18 protein-coding genes are annotated in these 16,133 nt (G+C 44.5%); 4 read left to right on the forward strand and 14 right to left on the reverse strand.

Translation table 11 applies throughout. The features are described 5' to 3' along the window. Window positions 1-259 precede the first annotated feature (259 nt). From L1077_RS03940 to L1077_RS03950, 3 genes are all read left to right on the forward strand, one after another. Window positions 260-2,191: a HAMP domain-containing methyl-accepting chemotaxis protein gene (locus L1077_RS03940; RefSeq protein WP_237135672.1), complete on the forward strand. Its 1,932-nt coding sequence runs from the start codon at window positions 260-262 to the stop codon at window positions 2,189-2,191. A 121-nt stretch (window positions 2,192-2,312) separates the two neighbouring features. Further along, a complete protein-coding gene (gene hemN, locus L1077_RS03945; RefSeq protein ID WP_237135673.1) occupies window positions 2,313-3,683 on the forward strand; it encodes an oxygen-independent coproporphyrinogen III oxidase in 1,371 nt (456 codons plus the stop codon). A gap of 126 nt (window positions 3,684-3,809) precedes the next feature. Then, entirely contained in the window at window positions 3,810-4,091 is a 282-nt protein-coding gene (locus tag L1077_RS03950) for a hypothetical protein (RefSeq protein WP_237135674.1), read from the forward strand. 7 nt (window positions 4,092-4,098) lie between these two features. Here L1077_RS03950 and L1077_RS03955 read toward each other — a convergent pair whose 3' ends face one another. The 13 genes from L1077_RS03955 to rpsJ all read right to left on the reverse strand — a co-directional run bounded on the left by L1077_RS03955 (window position 4,099) and on the right by rpsJ (window position 12,251). Then, window positions 4,099-4,788 (reverse strand): hypothetical protein, encoded by a 690-nt coding sequence (locus tag L1077_RS03955; protein ID WP_237135675.1) that lies wholly within the window; start codon window positions 4,786-4,788, stop codon window positions 4,099-4,101. 151 nt (window positions 4,789-4,939) lie between these two features. Beyond that, window positions 4,940-6,898, reverse strand: coding sequence for a fibrinogen-like YCDxxxxGGGW domain-containing protein (locus tag L1077_RS03960; RefSeq protein ID WP_237135676.1), 1,959 nt, complete (start codon window positions 6,896-6,898; stop codon window positions 4,940-4,942). Between the two features lie 388 nt (window positions 6,899-7,286). Next, complete coding sequence (gene rpsQ / locus L1077_RS03965; RefSeq protein ID WP_046358405.1) at window positions 7,287-7,544, reverse strand: 30S ribosomal protein S17; 258 nt, start codon at window positions 7,542-7,544, stop codon at window positions 7,287-7,289. Beyond that, window positions 7,544-7,735, reverse strand: a complete 192-nt coding sequence (rpmC, locus tag L1077_RS03970) for a 50S ribosomal protein L29 (protein ID WP_046358406.1) — start codon at window positions 7,733-7,735, stop codon at window positions 7,544-7,546. Before rpmC ends, rpsQ begins: the two co-directional genes overlap by 1 nt. Next, the gene (rplP, locus tag L1077_RS03975) at window positions 7,735-8,148 is read right to left on the reverse strand and encodes a 50S ribosomal protein L16 (protein WP_046358407.1); all 414 of its coding nucleotides are present in this window, start codon (window positions 8,146-8,148) and stop codon (window positions 7,735-7,737) included. Before rplP ends, rpmC begins: the two co-directional genes overlap by 1 nt. A gap of 13 nt (window positions 8,149-8,161) precedes the next feature. Further along, window positions 8,162-8,863 (reverse strand): 30S ribosomal protein S3, encoded by a 702-nt coding sequence (gene rpsC, locus L1077_RS03980; RefSeq protein WP_023398455.1) that lies wholly within the window; start codon window positions 8,861-8,863, stop codon window positions 8,162-8,164. 12 nt (window positions 8,864-8,875) lie between these two features. Continuing rightward, complete coding sequence (gene rplV, locus L1077_RS03985) at window positions 8,876-9,208, reverse strand: 50S ribosomal protein L22 (RefSeq protein WP_010386167.1); 333 nt, start codon at window positions 9,206-9,208, stop codon at window positions 8,876-8,878. Between the two features lie 12 nt (window positions 9,209-9,220). Next, window positions 9,221-9,499: a 30S ribosomal protein S19 gene (rpsS, locus tag L1077_RS03990; protein ID WP_010367084.1), complete on the reverse strand. Its 279-nt coding sequence runs from the start codon at window positions 9,497-9,499 to the stop codon at window positions 9,221-9,223. Window positions 9,500-9,515: 16 nt separating this feature from the next. Then, a complete protein-coding gene (rplB, locus tag L1077_RS03995; RefSeq protein WP_023398456.1) occupies window positions 9,516-10,340 on the reverse strand; it encodes a 50S ribosomal protein L2 in 825 nt (274 codons plus the stop codon). A gap of 17 nt (window positions 10,341-10,357) precedes the next feature. Next, window positions 10,358-10,660 carry a 50S ribosomal protein L23 gene (gene rplW / locus L1077_RS04000; RefSeq protein ID WP_023398457.1) on the reverse strand — a complete coding sequence of 101 codons (303 nt, stop codon included), beginning with the start codon at window positions 10,658-10,660 and terminating at the stop codon, window positions 10,358-10,360. Then, the gene (rplD, locus tag L1077_RS04005) at window positions 10,657-11,259 is read right to left on the reverse strand and encodes a 50S ribosomal protein L4 (protein ID WP_039607537.1); all 603 of its coding nucleotides are present in this window, start codon (window positions 11,257-11,259) and stop codon (window positions 10,657-10,659) included. The genes rplW and rplD overlap by 4 nt, the downstream gene beginning before the upstream one ends. A 17-nt stretch (window positions 11,260-11,276) precedes the next feature. Further along, on the reverse strand, window positions 11,277-11,912 hold the full coding sequence (rplC, locus tag L1077_RS04010) for a 50S ribosomal protein L3 (RefSeq protein ID WP_010376387.1): 636 nt from the start codon (window positions 11,910-11,912) through the stop codon (window positions 11,277-11,279). 27 nt (window positions 11,913-11,939) lie between these two features. Beyond that, entirely contained in the window at window positions 11,940-12,251 is a 312-nt protein-coding gene (rpsJ, locus tag L1077_RS04015) for a 30S ribosomal protein S10 (RefSeq protein WP_005495349.1), read from the reverse strand. A 523-nt stretch (window positions 12,252-12,774) separates the two neighbouring features. Here rpsJ and plsB point away from each other — a divergent pair. Next, window positions 12,775-15,201: a glycerol-3-phosphate 1-O-acyltransferase PlsB gene (gene plsB, locus L1077_RS04020; RefSeq protein ID WP_237135677.1), complete on the forward strand. Its 2,427-nt coding sequence runs from the start codon at window positions 12,775-12,777 to the stop codon at window positions 15,199-15,201. A 21-nt stretch (window positions 15,202-15,222) separates the two neighbouring features. On the opposite strand, the gene tesB is transcribed toward plsB, so the two are convergent. Beyond that, complete coding sequence (gene tesB, locus L1077_RS04025) at window positions 15,223-16,080, reverse strand: acyl-CoA thioesterase II (RefSeq protein ID WP_237135678.1); 858 nt, start codon at window positions 16,078-16,080, stop codon at window positions 15,223-15,225. Window positions 16,081-16,133 lie beyond the last annotated feature (53 nt).

Consider the following 16,133-nt stretch of genomic DNA (forward strand, 5'->3'; position numbering starts at 1 on the left):
CTTGAGTGGAGTGATTAAATTACATACAAAATTGGGTGATTATCCCCTCACCTGCAACGAAATTCACTAAATATCAATCATTAATAAATTAAAGACAACTGTTGATCATAATCAAACAATTTCACCTGAAACGCTTTACTTGGGTATTTTTTTTCGTCAAATTAATAATAAAATCGTAGAAAACAAGTATATTAATATGTGGCACTGTATATTTCTGTGCAGATCAACTCATAGCTCAACGTAGCTTCTAGGGTGTTATATGATAAAAAACTGGCGGCTCAGCCAACAATTAAACGGCGCCTTTGGCGTAATGATATTGATGATAATCGTATTATCCATTACCGCCTTCTGGGGATTAAACAGCGGGTACAACAATTTTGTCGAATATCGTACCAAAGCAAGGGACAGTAATTTAGCAGGACGAATTCAAGCAAATTTATTAGAGGTAAGATTACAGGCCATAAAATATTTAAAACACCAAAGCGATGCCAATATAGCCCAGTTTGACCAGCGACTAGAGCTACTTGAATCCCTCCTCGACACCGCGCAAGCACAGTATACTAACTCCTCTCAATTGAACATCATCACAGACAGTCAAAAGCAAATGGAAAAATATGAGGGCAGTTTCAGGCAGGTTATTAGCTTGTATGAACGACGCCATCAAATTGTTCATAACACATTGAACAAATATGGACCCGAACTAGATGGCAAACTGCGGACCATGATGGATAATGCCCAATCTATCGAAGAGGTGAATAAAATCAGTGCGCTGAGAAGTCTATTACAACAAGGTAGGCTATCAACAAACCAATTCTTAGTGGCCAATGCTGAGCGAGACTACCGATTAGCAAAAGATACCTTGGGCACGCTAAACCGCCAAGCCAAACAATTTTTTCAGCTATCCCAAGCAGGTCAATCTCAAGGGTTCATCACCCCCCTTGAAGCCTATCAAGCAGGTTTGGAAGAGGTGTATCAAGTCATCATAAAGCGTAATACTGAAATCACCCAAGTACTTGATAAAATAGGCCCTGACGTTGCGGCGCAAGTTGAAAATATCAAGCTCGATATCAAAGCCTCCCAAGATGAACTTGGGCCTATTGTGCAAGTAGCCAGTGCCAATGCCAAATTTACTGTGATCACCCTTGCCATACTTATCATTATTTGTGGGCTCTTCTTCAGCTGGTTTATCAGTAAAATCATCAAACAACCCATTGGTGGTGAACCACGAGAAATCGAAGCCATGGCTAGAAAAATAGCCTCAGGCGATCTCACTGTGCATTTCGATCACAGTCAAAATAACAGTGGCATTTACCAAGCGATGTCCGAAATGGTAACCAACCTGAGGGCTTTTATTGAGCAGATCCATCAATCTACCGATACATTGACCGCGACGGCACACAATATGAGCGCCATCACCACACAGGCTATGCAAGGTGCAGAGCAACAAATGTCGCAGTTAGAAAATACAGATAGAGCGATGGATGAAATGGCACAAACCGTCGCAGATATTACGCAAAGCACGCAGTCTGCAGCAGATACCGCCACTACCGCAGAAGAATCCTCTCAGCATGGACTAAATGCAGTGGCACAAACCACCACGTCAATCACAACGCTCAAAGCCGACATTGATAATGTTAGCCAAACAATTTCAAAACTTGCCGAAGAAACCCAGTCTGTCGGTTCCATCCTAGATGTGATCAGAGGCATTGCCGATCAAACCAACTTGCTCGCACTCAATGCTGCAATTGAAGCTGCGAGAGCTGGTGAGCAAGGTCGAGGCTTTGCCGTTGTTGCTGATGAGGTGCGCAGTCTTGCCAGCCGAACTCAGCAAAGTACCGAAGAGATCCAGGCCATGATTTCTCGTCTACAGCAGGAGGCACAGCGCTCAGTTGAGCTCATGGGCAGTAATGTAGAGAATGCAGAAACCACGGCCGAGCAAATTCACCAAGCGGGAGAAACTCTTCAGCAGGTTTCCGACTCCGTGATTGCGATCCGCGATATGAGCATTCAAATTGCCAGTGCCACTGAGCAGCAAAATGCTGTGACACAGCAGGTCTCACAAGGCGTACGTGACGTCACCGGCACAGCAAAAGAAACCGCACAAGGGGCAGAAAAAGCCTCAAATGATGCGACATTGTTGGCAACATTAGCAGATGAACTTGCTGCTACTGCCAAGCGTTACCAACTTTAACTACTCATTAGGCAATACAGCCCCCCTGTATTGCCTAATAAACACCCGGTTGCGTCAGATCAAACTCTGCAGCTGTGCTAACTCTTATAATTAGGCTGTGTAATTTTATTTGAGTGCGATCGTGATTAAACTACCTCATTGGGAAGACTCCCTGATCCAGAAATACAATATTTCAGGTCCAAGATATACTTCTTATCCCACCGCTTTGTCATTGACCTCTGGGTATACACAAAGTGATTTAACCAACGCCATTGCCAGCTCTGCCAATCGTGCACTGTCGCTGTATATTCATATCCCCTTTTGCCATCAGCTATGCTATTACTGTGGTTGTAATAAAATCATTACGCGCCATCAGTCTAAAGCCGATGTTTACCTTGACCATCTGCTTCAAGAAATTGCCGCTCAAGCGCCGCTATTTAAGGACTATCAAATTGAGCAATTGCATTTAGGTGGCGGCACTCCGACATTTTTGACTGCTGAGCAAATGACGCGGCTCATCGACGCCCTCGAGCAACATTTTGACTTTACGCACACTGCACAGCGCGGCATTGAAATAGACCCACGTTCTTTAGCCGATGGCATGCTGGAGTCACTCAAAGCACTTGGCTTCAATCGCGTATCTTTTGGCGTGCAAGACTTTAATGACCAAGTACAGGCTGCGGTGAATCGTCCACAGCAACTAGATGAAGTACTCACGGTCTTGCACAAAGCAAGAGCCCTCGGGTTCAAGTCTATCAATATGGACATGATATACGGCTTGCCACACCAAACTCCCGAGACCTACCAAGCTACTATAGAGCAACTTATCGAGTTAGCGCCAGATCGTATTTCGCTCTTCAATTACGCCCATTTGCCAGACAGGTTTGCGGCTCAGCGCAAACTCAAAGAGCATGATATGCCTACGCCAGAACAAAAGTTGGCCATCTTCAAAGCGACGCTTGAGCGCATGACACAGGCTGGATACCAATATATAGGTATGGATCACTTTGCAAAACAGGATGATGAACTAGCAGTTGCACAGCGCGAAGGTCAGCTACACAGAAACTTTCAAGGCTATACCACCCATGGTAACTGCGATTTATTAGGGTTAGGCGTGTCATCCATTTCTCAGATAGGCAATGCGATATTACAGAATGAGAAAGATCTCAAGCCTTACTACCATGCGGTATCTGAGCAAAAAAATGCCATCAGTAAAGGCATATCTCTACACCAAGATGACCTCATACGTGCCGCCGTGATAAAACAGCTTATTTGCCATTTCGACTTAGATAAAACAGCTATCAATGCCCAGTTTAATATCGATTTTGATGACTACTTTGCGCAGGCACTGCAAGCGCTCGCACCTTTGGAAGCTGATGGCTTAGTGTTCAACGATCAAAACGCCATCACGGTCACAGCCAAAGGCACATTATTTATTCGGATCATTTGCATGTGCTTTGACGCCTATTTGCAGCAACAAATCAAAAATACCCGCTTTTCACGAGTGATTTAAAAAGACTCGGCCTACAACAACTGTGGGCCGCCCTACTGCGCATCATAGCCTCACGTTCAACCGAAAACACTTGCACTCACAGTTGCACTGTTTCACACTGGCAAAAAAGCAATACAAGGAAAAAGTATGCTCAAACCTAAACGCTGTTTAGCATTATCTGTGATCTTTGCACTCATTGCGATTGCGCCTATTTTCAGCGTGCTACTCGCACATATTTTATCCAACTCGCTGACGTGCGTCATCAATGAGCGGGGCGATACACCTTGCATACTGTTTAACTATGATATCACCATGATATTGGTGAGCTTTTATGTCAGTGGCTGGGCAGCACTGCTCACGCTTCCTATTGCAGGCGGTATATCAGGGTGGTTTTATCTGCGTTACCTCAAGTTAAGTTTAGTTCGCTAACACGTTCTCATTTAAGGTATTTATCCAGTGCTCGCTTTAACAGCGCTTCATTGTTAGAAAGTTCGCCCGGACAAGGTAGACCCGAAGAAGAAGGCATATCTGCTTGAGCCATCTCTGACGAATCATCAAAAAAGTAGCACTTACCTTTCCATTTCACCACGCGTTTACCTTGACCGCGATAAATCTCCTCGGTTTCACCGGATAAATACTGTGTGTGCGCTTTTGGCGTGCGCATTCTTAGTGCTGGCGCACCAGCCTGTTTATCAAACTGACGAGAGCCAAAAAAAGCTTCTTGCTCTTTTTGCTGTAGCTGTTCAATACCTTTATAGGGATTAACCTTAATGACTTTTACTTTATTAGCTGTAGCAGTATTTTGCTCACGATCTGGCTCGAGTGCGGGTTGGTCTTGTTCACTCTTCGACTGCACGGATGTTTGCTCGGGAGTGACCTCTTCAGCTTGCTCAGGCTCATTTATTTTCTCTTCAATAGGAGGGTTATCTACGACTTCTACCACCTCAACGTCAATAACCTCTTCCTCTATAGATGGTTGGTCAGGCTCATCCATTGTAACAACATAAACTTTAAGCGATTTCTCATTTTTTACGACAGGCACTGTCGGGGCGACTAAGAATAACAACCCACCAATAACACCATGAATGGTCAATGATCCCAACACAGCTACTCGCGTAGAGTGCATTACATAATCCTTTAATTTTTATCGTTCTACCTATTTGAGATTGAAACTCGATGAAAGTTCAAATCTATATGTTACTGGCTTCAATCCAAATTTATAATAACATCTAAAAATATAAATACCCGGCTTGTGCCGGGTTATCAAGGTAAAAAGTTTATTTGATGTAGTAATACAGCATGTCTTGTTCAGCGCCACTGTATGCCCCGTTACTATAGGGCCATTGATCAAATTTAACGCTATGTTGATACAGTGCTGCGCCAATTCGCGTATATCCATCGCCTCTGCTGGTCGACTCTATGCTCAAACTAACAAACGAATAATCTAGCCCAGAAGCACTACAGCCTGCACCTTCATGTTGCCAGATCACACCAATATCATAAGGTACTGGCGGTTGGGTTAGATTCACAGACTCATCAAGCGGAACACAATTGGCGTGTACTAGCTTGTCTTTATTGAGTAAAGCAACCTTGCCATATTCATCTACAAACATCATACCTGTTGTCATGTTTGAACGAGCTGCATGCCACTGAGAATTTGCCAGCACACCAAGACGCTCTGGCGTTTGTGGTAAGTTCACAGTCAAACGGTCGAGCCCATCCTTATGATGCGCAACCAGTGTCCAACCACCACCATTGAGCGTCATCTCACAATGTGCATAAAACGGAGAAACACCACCGGCGCCATCGGGGTCAATTTCATACATGCCAGAACTGGCATTCGGGTTCTGTTGCTTAATGGATTCACATGTGACACCCACTGCCGGATCTGGGTTGACCGGCGGAGGCGTTGGTTCAGTGACTCCCGATGTGACAAAGCCACCATAATATTCCAATTCGCCGATAGCACGATAAGCATGTCCTTGCGTAGTATCTATTTTCAGTCGCACATATTGACCAACAGCAGGCTCTGTCAACTCAAGGGTTTGATCTAGGCTTTTAGCTAATGTAAATGATTCATGATCGATGAAATTCACATTATCATTAGATACTTGTAAAGTGACATCTTTCACACCCATCCCAGGATTGGATGCCCCAGGATACAAGGTCACTCTAAATGAAGTGATGTAAGCCGGTGTATTGAACGCGACCTGCAGCCAATGACCTTGATCTAACGTGGTTAACCAAATTCCACGCTTTATTTGGTTAACAGCGCTGTCATTAATTTTAGTGCTAGAGTTAAAGCCATCAAAAGCACCAGGCGCACTATCAAGAGAATAACTATCACTTGCGGTATAAGAGGTTTCGGTCAACCCATTTGTGCCGATTAAAGCGATATTCCCAAATTGGCCTGAAGTCTCCCCGGGTGCCACCGTAAAGGTACTCGATGTCTCTAAACGTAATGCAATCGGATCTTTACCATAGTGGGTATTATCCTGGGCAAACAGTTTACTTTTGATTGAGAGAATACTTGCGATCTCTAATAAGTGGCTGGTTTCCTCATCTTTTGACTGCTCTTCTTCAACAAAGAGCTTGCCTTGAAGTGTTTGAAAACCAGTTTCATTAATGGCTTCTTGCGTTAAGTGGTAAGCCACGCCATCATTTGTCATTCCACTATTAACATGATTATAAACAGCCAAATAAGCAATAGACTCATCGGCCAAGCTACTTCCTAATTCTTGCCCATTACGACTGACACCAAATGTTTGCTGAGAGCTACTTGATGCACGTAAAGAGAACGCATCTGGACCACTTTGTGTTTGCGCACTCAAAAAAACATATGGCGCATGGGCAAAGCTTTCGGTGAAAAACTGGTGCGATGTATCACTGGCCAGTGTAAACTCGCCCGCTTCCCAAATGCTGCCATCTTCTAGGACGTGACGCCCCTTTTCAACCACCAAAAATGACACATGCTCTTCACCATGAATGCCGTCTAAATAAGGCCATTCCTTAAACTGCACATCAAAACTCGATGGCGTTACATTTGATATAGAAACCACCCCAGGCGCGTTATCTTTAAAAGTCGGTACCGACGCAATGACAACAGGGTCGTGATAACCATTTATGGGGACTGTTACCTTTTGATCAGTAATAGCGACATTCTCAATCAGAGTAACGGCTTGCACGGCAGGTGCAACGGCAGTGATGATGGATGCAAATCCAATTGTTTTTAGCATAACTAGTTCCTTTAACTATATGATTTGAATGGAAGACACAGCAATACTAATCAACTATTGCTATTTGCTTCCGCTGTGTTAACTAAAAATCAAGACCTGAACGAGCACACTTTTCATTCAAAAATAATTTCATATTGATTACATTTTTAATAAAAAAAAAGACAAAAGTGAGAGAGTACCTGGGCTGCATGGCCATGTAAAAAATTTAAATAAATTAAAATGAATGGAAGTTTGCGCTGAAGTTTTATTAAGAATCACTGATGAAGTTGGACGAACAACAAGTAAATAACCGGCGTATCGAGGTGGAAAGTGGCTGTTATTTTACCAATTAAAAAACGAAAAAACCCCGACCAAGGCCGGGGTTTTTATAAGTAAACTTAATTAAAAATTAAGCTTTCTTAGGACGTTCAATCACGTCAACTAGCGTCCAAGATTTTTTCTTAGAGATTGGCGCACATTCGCGAATAGTCACGACGTCACCTGCTAGTGCTGTGTTGTTCTCATCATGTGCGTGCAACTTAGTTGTACGCTTGATGAATTTACCGTAGATCGGGTGCTTAACCTGACGCTCGATAGCAACAACGATTGACTTATCCATTTTGTCGCTAACTACACGACCTTGAAGAGTACGGATCTGATCGCTCATTATGCACCTGCCTTCTGGTTGATAACCGTTTTAACACGCGCAATACTGCGACGCACTTTTCTCAGCTCGTGAGTTTGAGCTAGCTGACCAGTGCTCGCTTGCATGCGCAGGTTGAACTGCTCACGAAGAAGCTCTAGAAGTTCAGCTTTAAGCTCTTCTACGCTTTTGTCTTTCAATTCGCTAGCTTTCATTACATTACCGTCCGAGTTACAAATGTTGTTTTGAAAGGTAATTTACGAGCAGCTAGGTCGAATGCTTCACGAGCAAGCTCTTCAGGAACACCTTCCATCTCATAAAGTACTTTGCCTGGCTGGATTTCAGCAACCCAGTACTCAACAGAGCCTTTACCTTTACCCATACGAACTTCAAGCGGTTTTTCTGTAATCGGCTTATCTGGGAACACACGGATCCAGATTTTACCTTGACGCTTTACGTGACGTGTCATAGCACGACGAGCTGCTTCGATTTGACGAGCAGTCATACGGCCACGGCCAGTCGCTTTCAAGCCGAAAGAACCGAAGCTAACTTTGTTACCGCTAGTAGCAAGACCACGGTTGCGGCCTTTGTGTACCTTGCGGAATTTTGTACGTTTTGGCTGTAACATTAGTCGCTACCTCTTACTTAGCACTTTTCTTAGCTTTCTTCGGTGCACGTTTAGCTGGCTTCTCTTGCTCTTGTTTCAGTGGAAGACCACCGATAACTTCGCCTTTGAAGATCCAAACTTTAACACCGATGATGCCGTAAGTAGTCAAAGCTTCTGAAGTAGCGTAATCGATATCAGCACGTAGAGTGTGTAGAGGTACACGACCTTCACGGTACCACTCTGAACGTGCGATTTCAGCGCCGCCTAAACGACCACTAACTTCAACCTTGATACCTTTAGCACCTAGACGCATTGCATTTTGAACTGCGCGCTTCATAGCACGACGGAACATAACACGACGCTCTAGCTGTGAAGAGATACCGTCAGCAACCAATTGTGCATCTAGCTCAGGCTTACGTACTTCTGCAATGTTGATTTGTGCAGGTACACCAGCAAGCTTAGTTACAGCTTGGCGAAGCTTTTCAACGTCTTCACCTTTTTTACCGATAACAACACCAGGACGAGCTGTGTGAATTGTTACACGGATAGATTTAGCTGGACGCTCAATAACGATTTTAGACACAGAAGCGTTTTTCAATTCCTTAGTAAGGTATTGACGCACTTTGTGATCGCCAAAAAGCTGCTCAGAGAAATCTTTTGTATTCGCGTACCAAGTAGATACCCAAGGCTTTGAGATACCTAGGCGAATACCAGTAGGATGAACTTTTTGTCCCATTACTTATATCTCCTAGCTATCTGAAACCACAACAGTGATGTGGCTTGAACGCTTAAGGATGCGGTCTGCGCGTCCTTTAGCACGTGGCATAATACGTTTCATTGTAGGACCTTCGTCTACAAAAACTTTAGCCACTTTAAGCTCATCAATGTCAGCACCTTCGTTGTGCTCCGCGTTAGCGATAGCAGACTCAAGTACTTTTTTAACCAATACAGCCGCTTTCTTTGGGCTATACGCTAGGATTTCTAGCGCGCGATCAACCGGAAGTCCGCGGATCTGATCAGCAACTAGACGTGCTTTTTGCGCCGAACCAGAGGCGAATTTGTGTTTAGCTAATGCTTCCATCATACCCTCCGATTAACGCTTCTTAGCTTTCTTATCCGCAGCGTGACCGCGGTAAGTACGTGTAGGTGCAAATTCACCTAGTTTGTGACCGATCATTTCGTCTGTAACGAATACAGGTACGTGCTGACGACCATTATGGACAGCGATGGTCAATCCGATCATGTTAGGGATGATCATTGAACGACGGCTCCAAGTCTTTATAGGCTTCTTGTCACCGCTTTCCAACGCCTTCTCTACCTTCTTCAGCAAGTGTAGGTCAATGAATGGACCCTTCTTGAGAGAACGTGGCATGGCAATTCCTCAACTATTACTTAGTACGACGACGTACGATAAATTTATCAGTACGCTTGTTCTTACGTGTCTTAGCACCCTTAGTAGGCTTACCCCATGGAGACACAGGGTGACGACCACCAGATGTACGACCTTCACCACCACCGTGTGGGTGGTCAATCGGGTTCATGGCAACACCACGAACTGTAGGACGGATACCACGCCAACGATTAGCACCAGCTTTACCTAGTGAACGTAGCATGTGTTCAGCGTTACCTACTTCACCGATAGTTGCGCGACAATCCGCTTCAACTTTACGCATTTCACCTGAACGTAGACGTAGAGTCACGTACTGGCCTTCACGCGCTAGGATCTGTACATATGCACCAGCAGAACGTGCAATCTGAGCGCCTTTACCAGGCTTAAGCTCAACATTGTGTACTGTAGTACCTACTGGGATGTTACGCATTGGTAATGTGTTACCAGCTTTGATTGGTGCATCAACACCAGACTGGATAGCATCACCTGCTTTAACACCTTTAGGTGCGATGATGTAACGACGCTCACCGTCTGCATATAATACAAGAGCGATGTTTGCGCTACGGTTTGGATCATACTCTAGACGCTCAACAACAGCTGGAATGCCGTCTTTAGTGCGTTTAAAGTCGATTACACGATAGTGATGCTTGTGACCACCACCGATGTGACGAACCGTGATACGACCGTTGTTGTTACGACCACCTGATTTAGAGTTCTTCTCTAGTAGCGGAGCGTATGGCTTACCCTTATGTAGATCAGGGTTAACCACTTTAACGACGTGACGACGACCCGCAGAAGTTGGTTTACACTTTTGAAGTGCCATAATTCTAACTCCCCTTATTACTCGGCGCCGCCGACAAAGTCTAGCTCGCTGCCTTCTTTAAGAGTAACGTAGGCTTTCTTCCAGTCTGAACGACGGCCGAAACGCATGCCTGTACGCTTTGTTTTACCCTTAACATTTAGAGTGCGAACACCAGTTACTTCTACTTCAAAAAGCTTTTCAACAGCTGCTTTAACTTCAGCTTTGTTTGCATCTTTTGCTACTTTGAACACAATAGTGTTGTTCGCTTCAGCAGAGATAGTGCTTTTCTCAGAGATGTGTGGAGCAAGAATTACTTTTAAAAGACGTTCTTCACTGATCATGCTAATGACTCCTCAAGTTGCTTCACAGCACCTGCAGTAATTAGAACCTTATCAAAAGCGATTAGGCTTACTGGGTCGATGCCAGCTACGTCACGAGTATCAACCTTGTACAGGTTACGAGATGAAAGGAATAGATTCTCATCTACTTCTTCAGTCACGATTAATACGTCTTTCAGCTCAAGCTCTTTAAGCTTAGCTACTAGCTCTTTAGTCTTAGGTGCTTCTAAACCGAAGTTTTCAACAACAATAAGACGTTCTTGACGAACTAGTTCAGATAAGATGCTCTTGATCGCACCGCGATACATCTTACGGTTAACTTTTTGGCTGTGATCTTGCGGCTTAGCTGCAAAGCTCACACCACCGCTGCGCCAGATTGGGCTGCGGATTGTACCAGCACGTGCACGGCCAGTACCTTTTTGGCGGAATGGTTTCTTACCACCACCACGTACTTCAGAACGCGTCTTCTGAGCTTTAGTACCTTGACGAGCACCTGCTGCGTAAGCAACAACTACTTGGTGTACTAATGCTTCGTTAAACTCACGTCCAAAAGTAGCTTCGGAAACTTCAAGCGCACCAGCGCCTTTAATTGCTAATTCCATCACTAAATCTCCAGGACTTATGCTTTAACAGCAGGTTTAACGATAACGTCGCCGCCGATAGCGCCAGGTACTGCACCTTTAACTAAAAGCAGGTTACGCTCAGCGTCAACACGAACTAGTTCAAGGTTTTGTGTCGTAGAACGAACATTACCCATTTGACCGGCCATTTTCTTACCTTTGAAAACTTTACCAGGAGACTGGTTTTGACCGATTGAACCAGGAGCACGGTGAGATAGAGAGTTACCGTGTGTAGCGTCTTGCATGCTGAAGTTCCAGCGCTTAACACCACCTTGGAAACCTTTACCTTTTGAAGTACCAGTAACGTCTACTTTTTTCACTTCAGTGAAAAGTTCAACAGTTAGTTCTGAACCTACTTCAAACTCACCTTCTCCGCCGTTAAGACGGAATTCCCACAGGCCACGACCCGCTTCAACGCCAGCTTTTGCGAAGTGACCCGCTGCTGGTTTGTTTACACGGCTTGCTTTTTTCTCGCCTGCAGTAACTTGAAGCGCGTTATAACCGTCTGTAGCGTCAGATTTGATCTGAGTTACACGGTTAGGCGTCGCTTCGATAACTGTCACAGGGATAGATACACCATCTTCAGTGAAGATACGTGTCATACCCACTTTACGACCGACTAGACCTAATGCCATTTTCCTAAAACCTCTCTAATCTTTCGATTAACCCAGGCTGATTTGAACATCAACACCAGCAGCAAGGTCTAGGCGCATTAGAGCGTCTACAGTCTTGTCAGTTGGTTCTACGATGTCGATCAGACGTTTATGGGTGCGGATTTCATACTGATCACGCGCGTCTTTGTTTACGTGCGGAGAGATCAATACAGTGAAACGCTCAAAACGTGTAGGTAGTGGGATTGGACCACGTACCTGAGCACCAGTGCGCTTCGCAGTTTCCACGATTTCCGCCGTTGATTGGTCAATCAAACGGTGGTCAAAAGCTTTTAGGCGAATACGAATGCGTTGATTTGACATTCTTAAACCTCAATTAAAAGAGCATTTAAAAAGAGCATAAAAAAACCGCCGAAACTATCTTAAAATACCTAAGAAGTCGGTTGTTCTTTTATTTCTACCATCGAACTCCAAATCGGAGTTCCTGTTTAATAGTCTGAAATCCAGACTTTCATTTGTACTTTCAGCGACCAGAAGCCGAGAAAGTTTGCACATTATAATGACACTGGTGATAAATGCAACAATTAAATGCAATAAATTTGTCGCATCGCGCTATCCTGTTTTTTCGCCAAACTCAGTGCGACGACAACCCCTTAATCAAGTGCCTAATTAAAGTTCATTGAAAGGCTAACGTCCTAATAAATAACTATGTTTAAACTAGCCTTGGCTATACTTAACAACGTTTAGCGGACCTTGGTTTCATATTGATGGAGTCTCAAACATCGTAGCTCGGCTACAGGCGACACAACGCAAGGCAATACTGGACCATGGTCAGTCCAGTGAATCCTTGATATTCTATTGCAAAAATTATTATTTGGTACTGTATATGCGCTTTATATCCCAAAGTCTCAACGTGCTTGCACGCTGGACTAATTGGCTTTTAGTTAAAAGTAAACTGTTGCCAGACAACCCAATCGAGCAATTTGGCCTTGATCCAAACCTGCCAACTTTTTATGTGACGAGATTGAACTCCCATTCCGATCTCGCAGCCATTGATCGCATGTGCCAACAGCTTGGTCTGCCAAGCCCGATGCAATCGCAAAAGATAGGCAACACCGAGGTGCCGCGCTTTATTGCGATGCAAAACCCAACGCCGTTGTTTTCTAAATCAGCCAAGCCTAGTAATGCATTACAACTAAGCAAAGACATATTTCACGCACTTAAAACCAACCCCGGAATCAAAGCGCAAATCTTGCCTGTCTCTGTATTTTGGGGTCGAGATCCGGGCAAAGAAAAGCCAGGACTCGGAACGCTATTGAGCCATTCACTGACGCCAAGCTGGCTTCGTAAAGGCTTGGTCGTTTTGTTTTCAGGGCGTGATAGCCTTGTCCGCTTTTCAGCACCCATTGCCGTTGAACAATTAATGAATGACAAAGCGGATGTAGAAGAGCTACCACAAAAGCTACTTCGTGTAGCCCGTGTCCACTTCCGCCGCCAGCAACTTGCCGCAACAGGACCTAAGCTCCCGTCCCGAGAAGCTCTATTCAACTCGATTCTCGCCGCGCCCAATATCAAAAAGGCCATTGCTGAAGAAGCCAAAACAAAAGGCTTGAGTCATCATGAAGCAAGACTCAACGCGCAAGAGTTACTTGACGAGATCGCAGCAAACTACTCTGATGCCATGGTGCGCGTGGCCGACCGTGTACTGACTTGGCTTTGGAACAAGTTATACAATGGGATTGAAGTCAAAAATGCCGATGAGGTCAGAGCGCTGGCAGATAAAGGACACGAAATCATATACGTGCCATGTCATCGCTCTCATATGGATTACTTATTGCTGACTTATGTCATTTATCATCAAGGCTTGGTACCGCCGCATATTGCCGCAGGTGTCAATCTGAACTTTTTCCCAGCAGGCGGTATTTTCCGTCGTTCAGGCGCGTTTTTTATTCGCCGCTCGTTTGCCGGTAATAAGCTCTATTCTGCGGTTTTCAAAGAGTATTTAAGTCAGTTATTTATTAAAGGCTACTCAGTAAAGTTCTACACTGAAGGCGGCCGCAGCCGCACAGGTCGATTGCTACCTCCCAAAACCGGTATGTTAGCCATGACCATGCAATCTATGCTTAAAGGCATAGATAGGCCTATTTCGATTGTGCCTGTTTATATCGGTTATGAGCACGTTATGGAGATCAATACCTACCTCAAAGAGCTCGCTGGTAATAATAAGAAAAATGAATCTGTGTTAGGCGTATTCAAAGCCATTAAGAATCTGCGTAACTACGGGCGCGGTTATTTAAATTTTGGTCAACCTATCAACCTAAACCAGTATTTAAATGAACACCAACCTGATTGGCGCCAAGCAATCAATGCTGAGGACGCGCCAAAACCACAATGGCTTAACAACCAAGTCGCTAATGTCGCCGACCAAATCATGACGAACATCAATGCCAGTGCTGCTTTGAACGTGATTAATGTACTTGCGACCATCTTACTCAGTAATGAGCAATTTGCCTTGAGCAAGCAAAAGCTGTTGGAGCAACTGCGCTTTTATTTAGCACTGCAAAAGCATGCCAAATACAACGCACATGTTACTCAACCAGATGAAGATGCTGAGGCGCTACTGGCCCATGCACTTAAGCTCGATAAATTTGAAGTACTGCAAGATGGGTTGGGTGACATCATCACCATCAAAGAGAAAGAGCGTACACTGTTCAATTATTATCGTAATAATATTTTGCACCTATTTGCGGTACCTAGTGTACTGGCACAAATGCTATTCAATCGCTTTAGTATGACCACGCAAGAGTGTGAGCAAAAACTTGCAAGGCTTTATCCGCTGTTTGCAAAAGAGTGGTTTTTGACCCCTATGCCAAGTAGCTATGTCAAGGATATCCTAACAAGCTTTGCACAACATGATTTAATTACTTTTGACGGTGTTCAGGCGGTTGCAAGTAAAGACAATCGCGCGCTCGCTAAGCTAGAAATGTTAGGTAAGGTGTGTCACTTAACCCTTGAGCGCTATGCCATCACCAGCAGTCTAGTGATTAATAATCAAGGCATCAAACGTCCTGATTTAGAGATGGAAAGTGACATCTTAGCTAACCGCTTAGGCACTCTGCATGGGATCAAGAGCCCTGAGTTTTTTGACAAAAAAGTACTGAGCAACTTCATCAATGCATTGCGAGAGCAAGGCTTTATCAGTATTTCTGAGCAGCAGACCATCAATGCGGAGTCTCAGCTTGAAGAACTGCAAGCATTTCTCACTGAGTTATTGCCGGCGCGGATCTGGCAGTCTATTAACGATACCGTTTAAATTCGTAACCGATGCGCCGATTTAACGTTGGCGCATCACCCCTTCTTGTATCGTGGATGCCACGAGTTCGCCCTGGCGATTAAAAAACTGACCACGTACCAGACCACGACCATTGCTCGCGCTTGGACTATCGACACTGTAAAGCATCCAATCGTCTAATCTAAATGGACGGTGAAACCACATCGCATGATCAATTGTCGCAACTTGCATGTTTGGCTGCATAAATGATAAGCCATGAGGTTGCAAAGCAGTTGGTAAAAACTCAAAGTCAGATGCGTATGCCAGTAAATAATTATGAATACGTCTTTCATCTGGCATGGTGCCATTAGCCTTAAACCACACGTGGCGTTTAGCTGCCGCCTTTTGCGGCTGAAACGGATTTTGAAAATTAACTGGGCGCATATCCAACGGCATCTCTTGGGTAAACTTAGGCCTCAGCGCCTCTGGGATCAACTCAGCATTATCTTGGTAAAATTGCAGCGCAGACTTCAGTGTTTCTGGCTCTGGTACCGATGGCATTTCAGACTGATGAGATAAACCCGGTTCGTCCCCTTGAAACGACGCTGTCATATAAAAAATCGGTTTCCCGTATTGGATGGCACTCACACGTCTTGTGCTGAAGCTGCGCCCATCCCTAATATTTTCTACATCATATACAATGGGTTTGCTGGCATCGCCTGGGCGCAAGAAATAAGAATGCAGAGAGTTAACATAACGGCCCTCAGGTAGCGTGTATTTCGCTGCAGACAGCGCTTGTCCCATCACTTGCCCACCAAAAACCTGTGGAAACCCTAAATCTTGGCTTTGACCGCGATAGATCCCTTGTTCAATTTCTTCCAAACTCAATAAATCAAGTAAATCCTGTAAAACCTGACTCATAAGTCACCTCACCATTGTAGTTACTACGATTAGTGATAATAATACACTAATCC

Origin of the sequence: Pseudoalteromonas luteoviolacea (assembly GCF_021654285.1) — a bacterium.
Taxonomy (GTDB): Bacteria; Pseudomonadota; Gammaproteobacteria; order Enterobacterales; family Alteromonadaceae; genus Pseudoalteromonas; species Pseudoalteromonas luteoviolacea_J.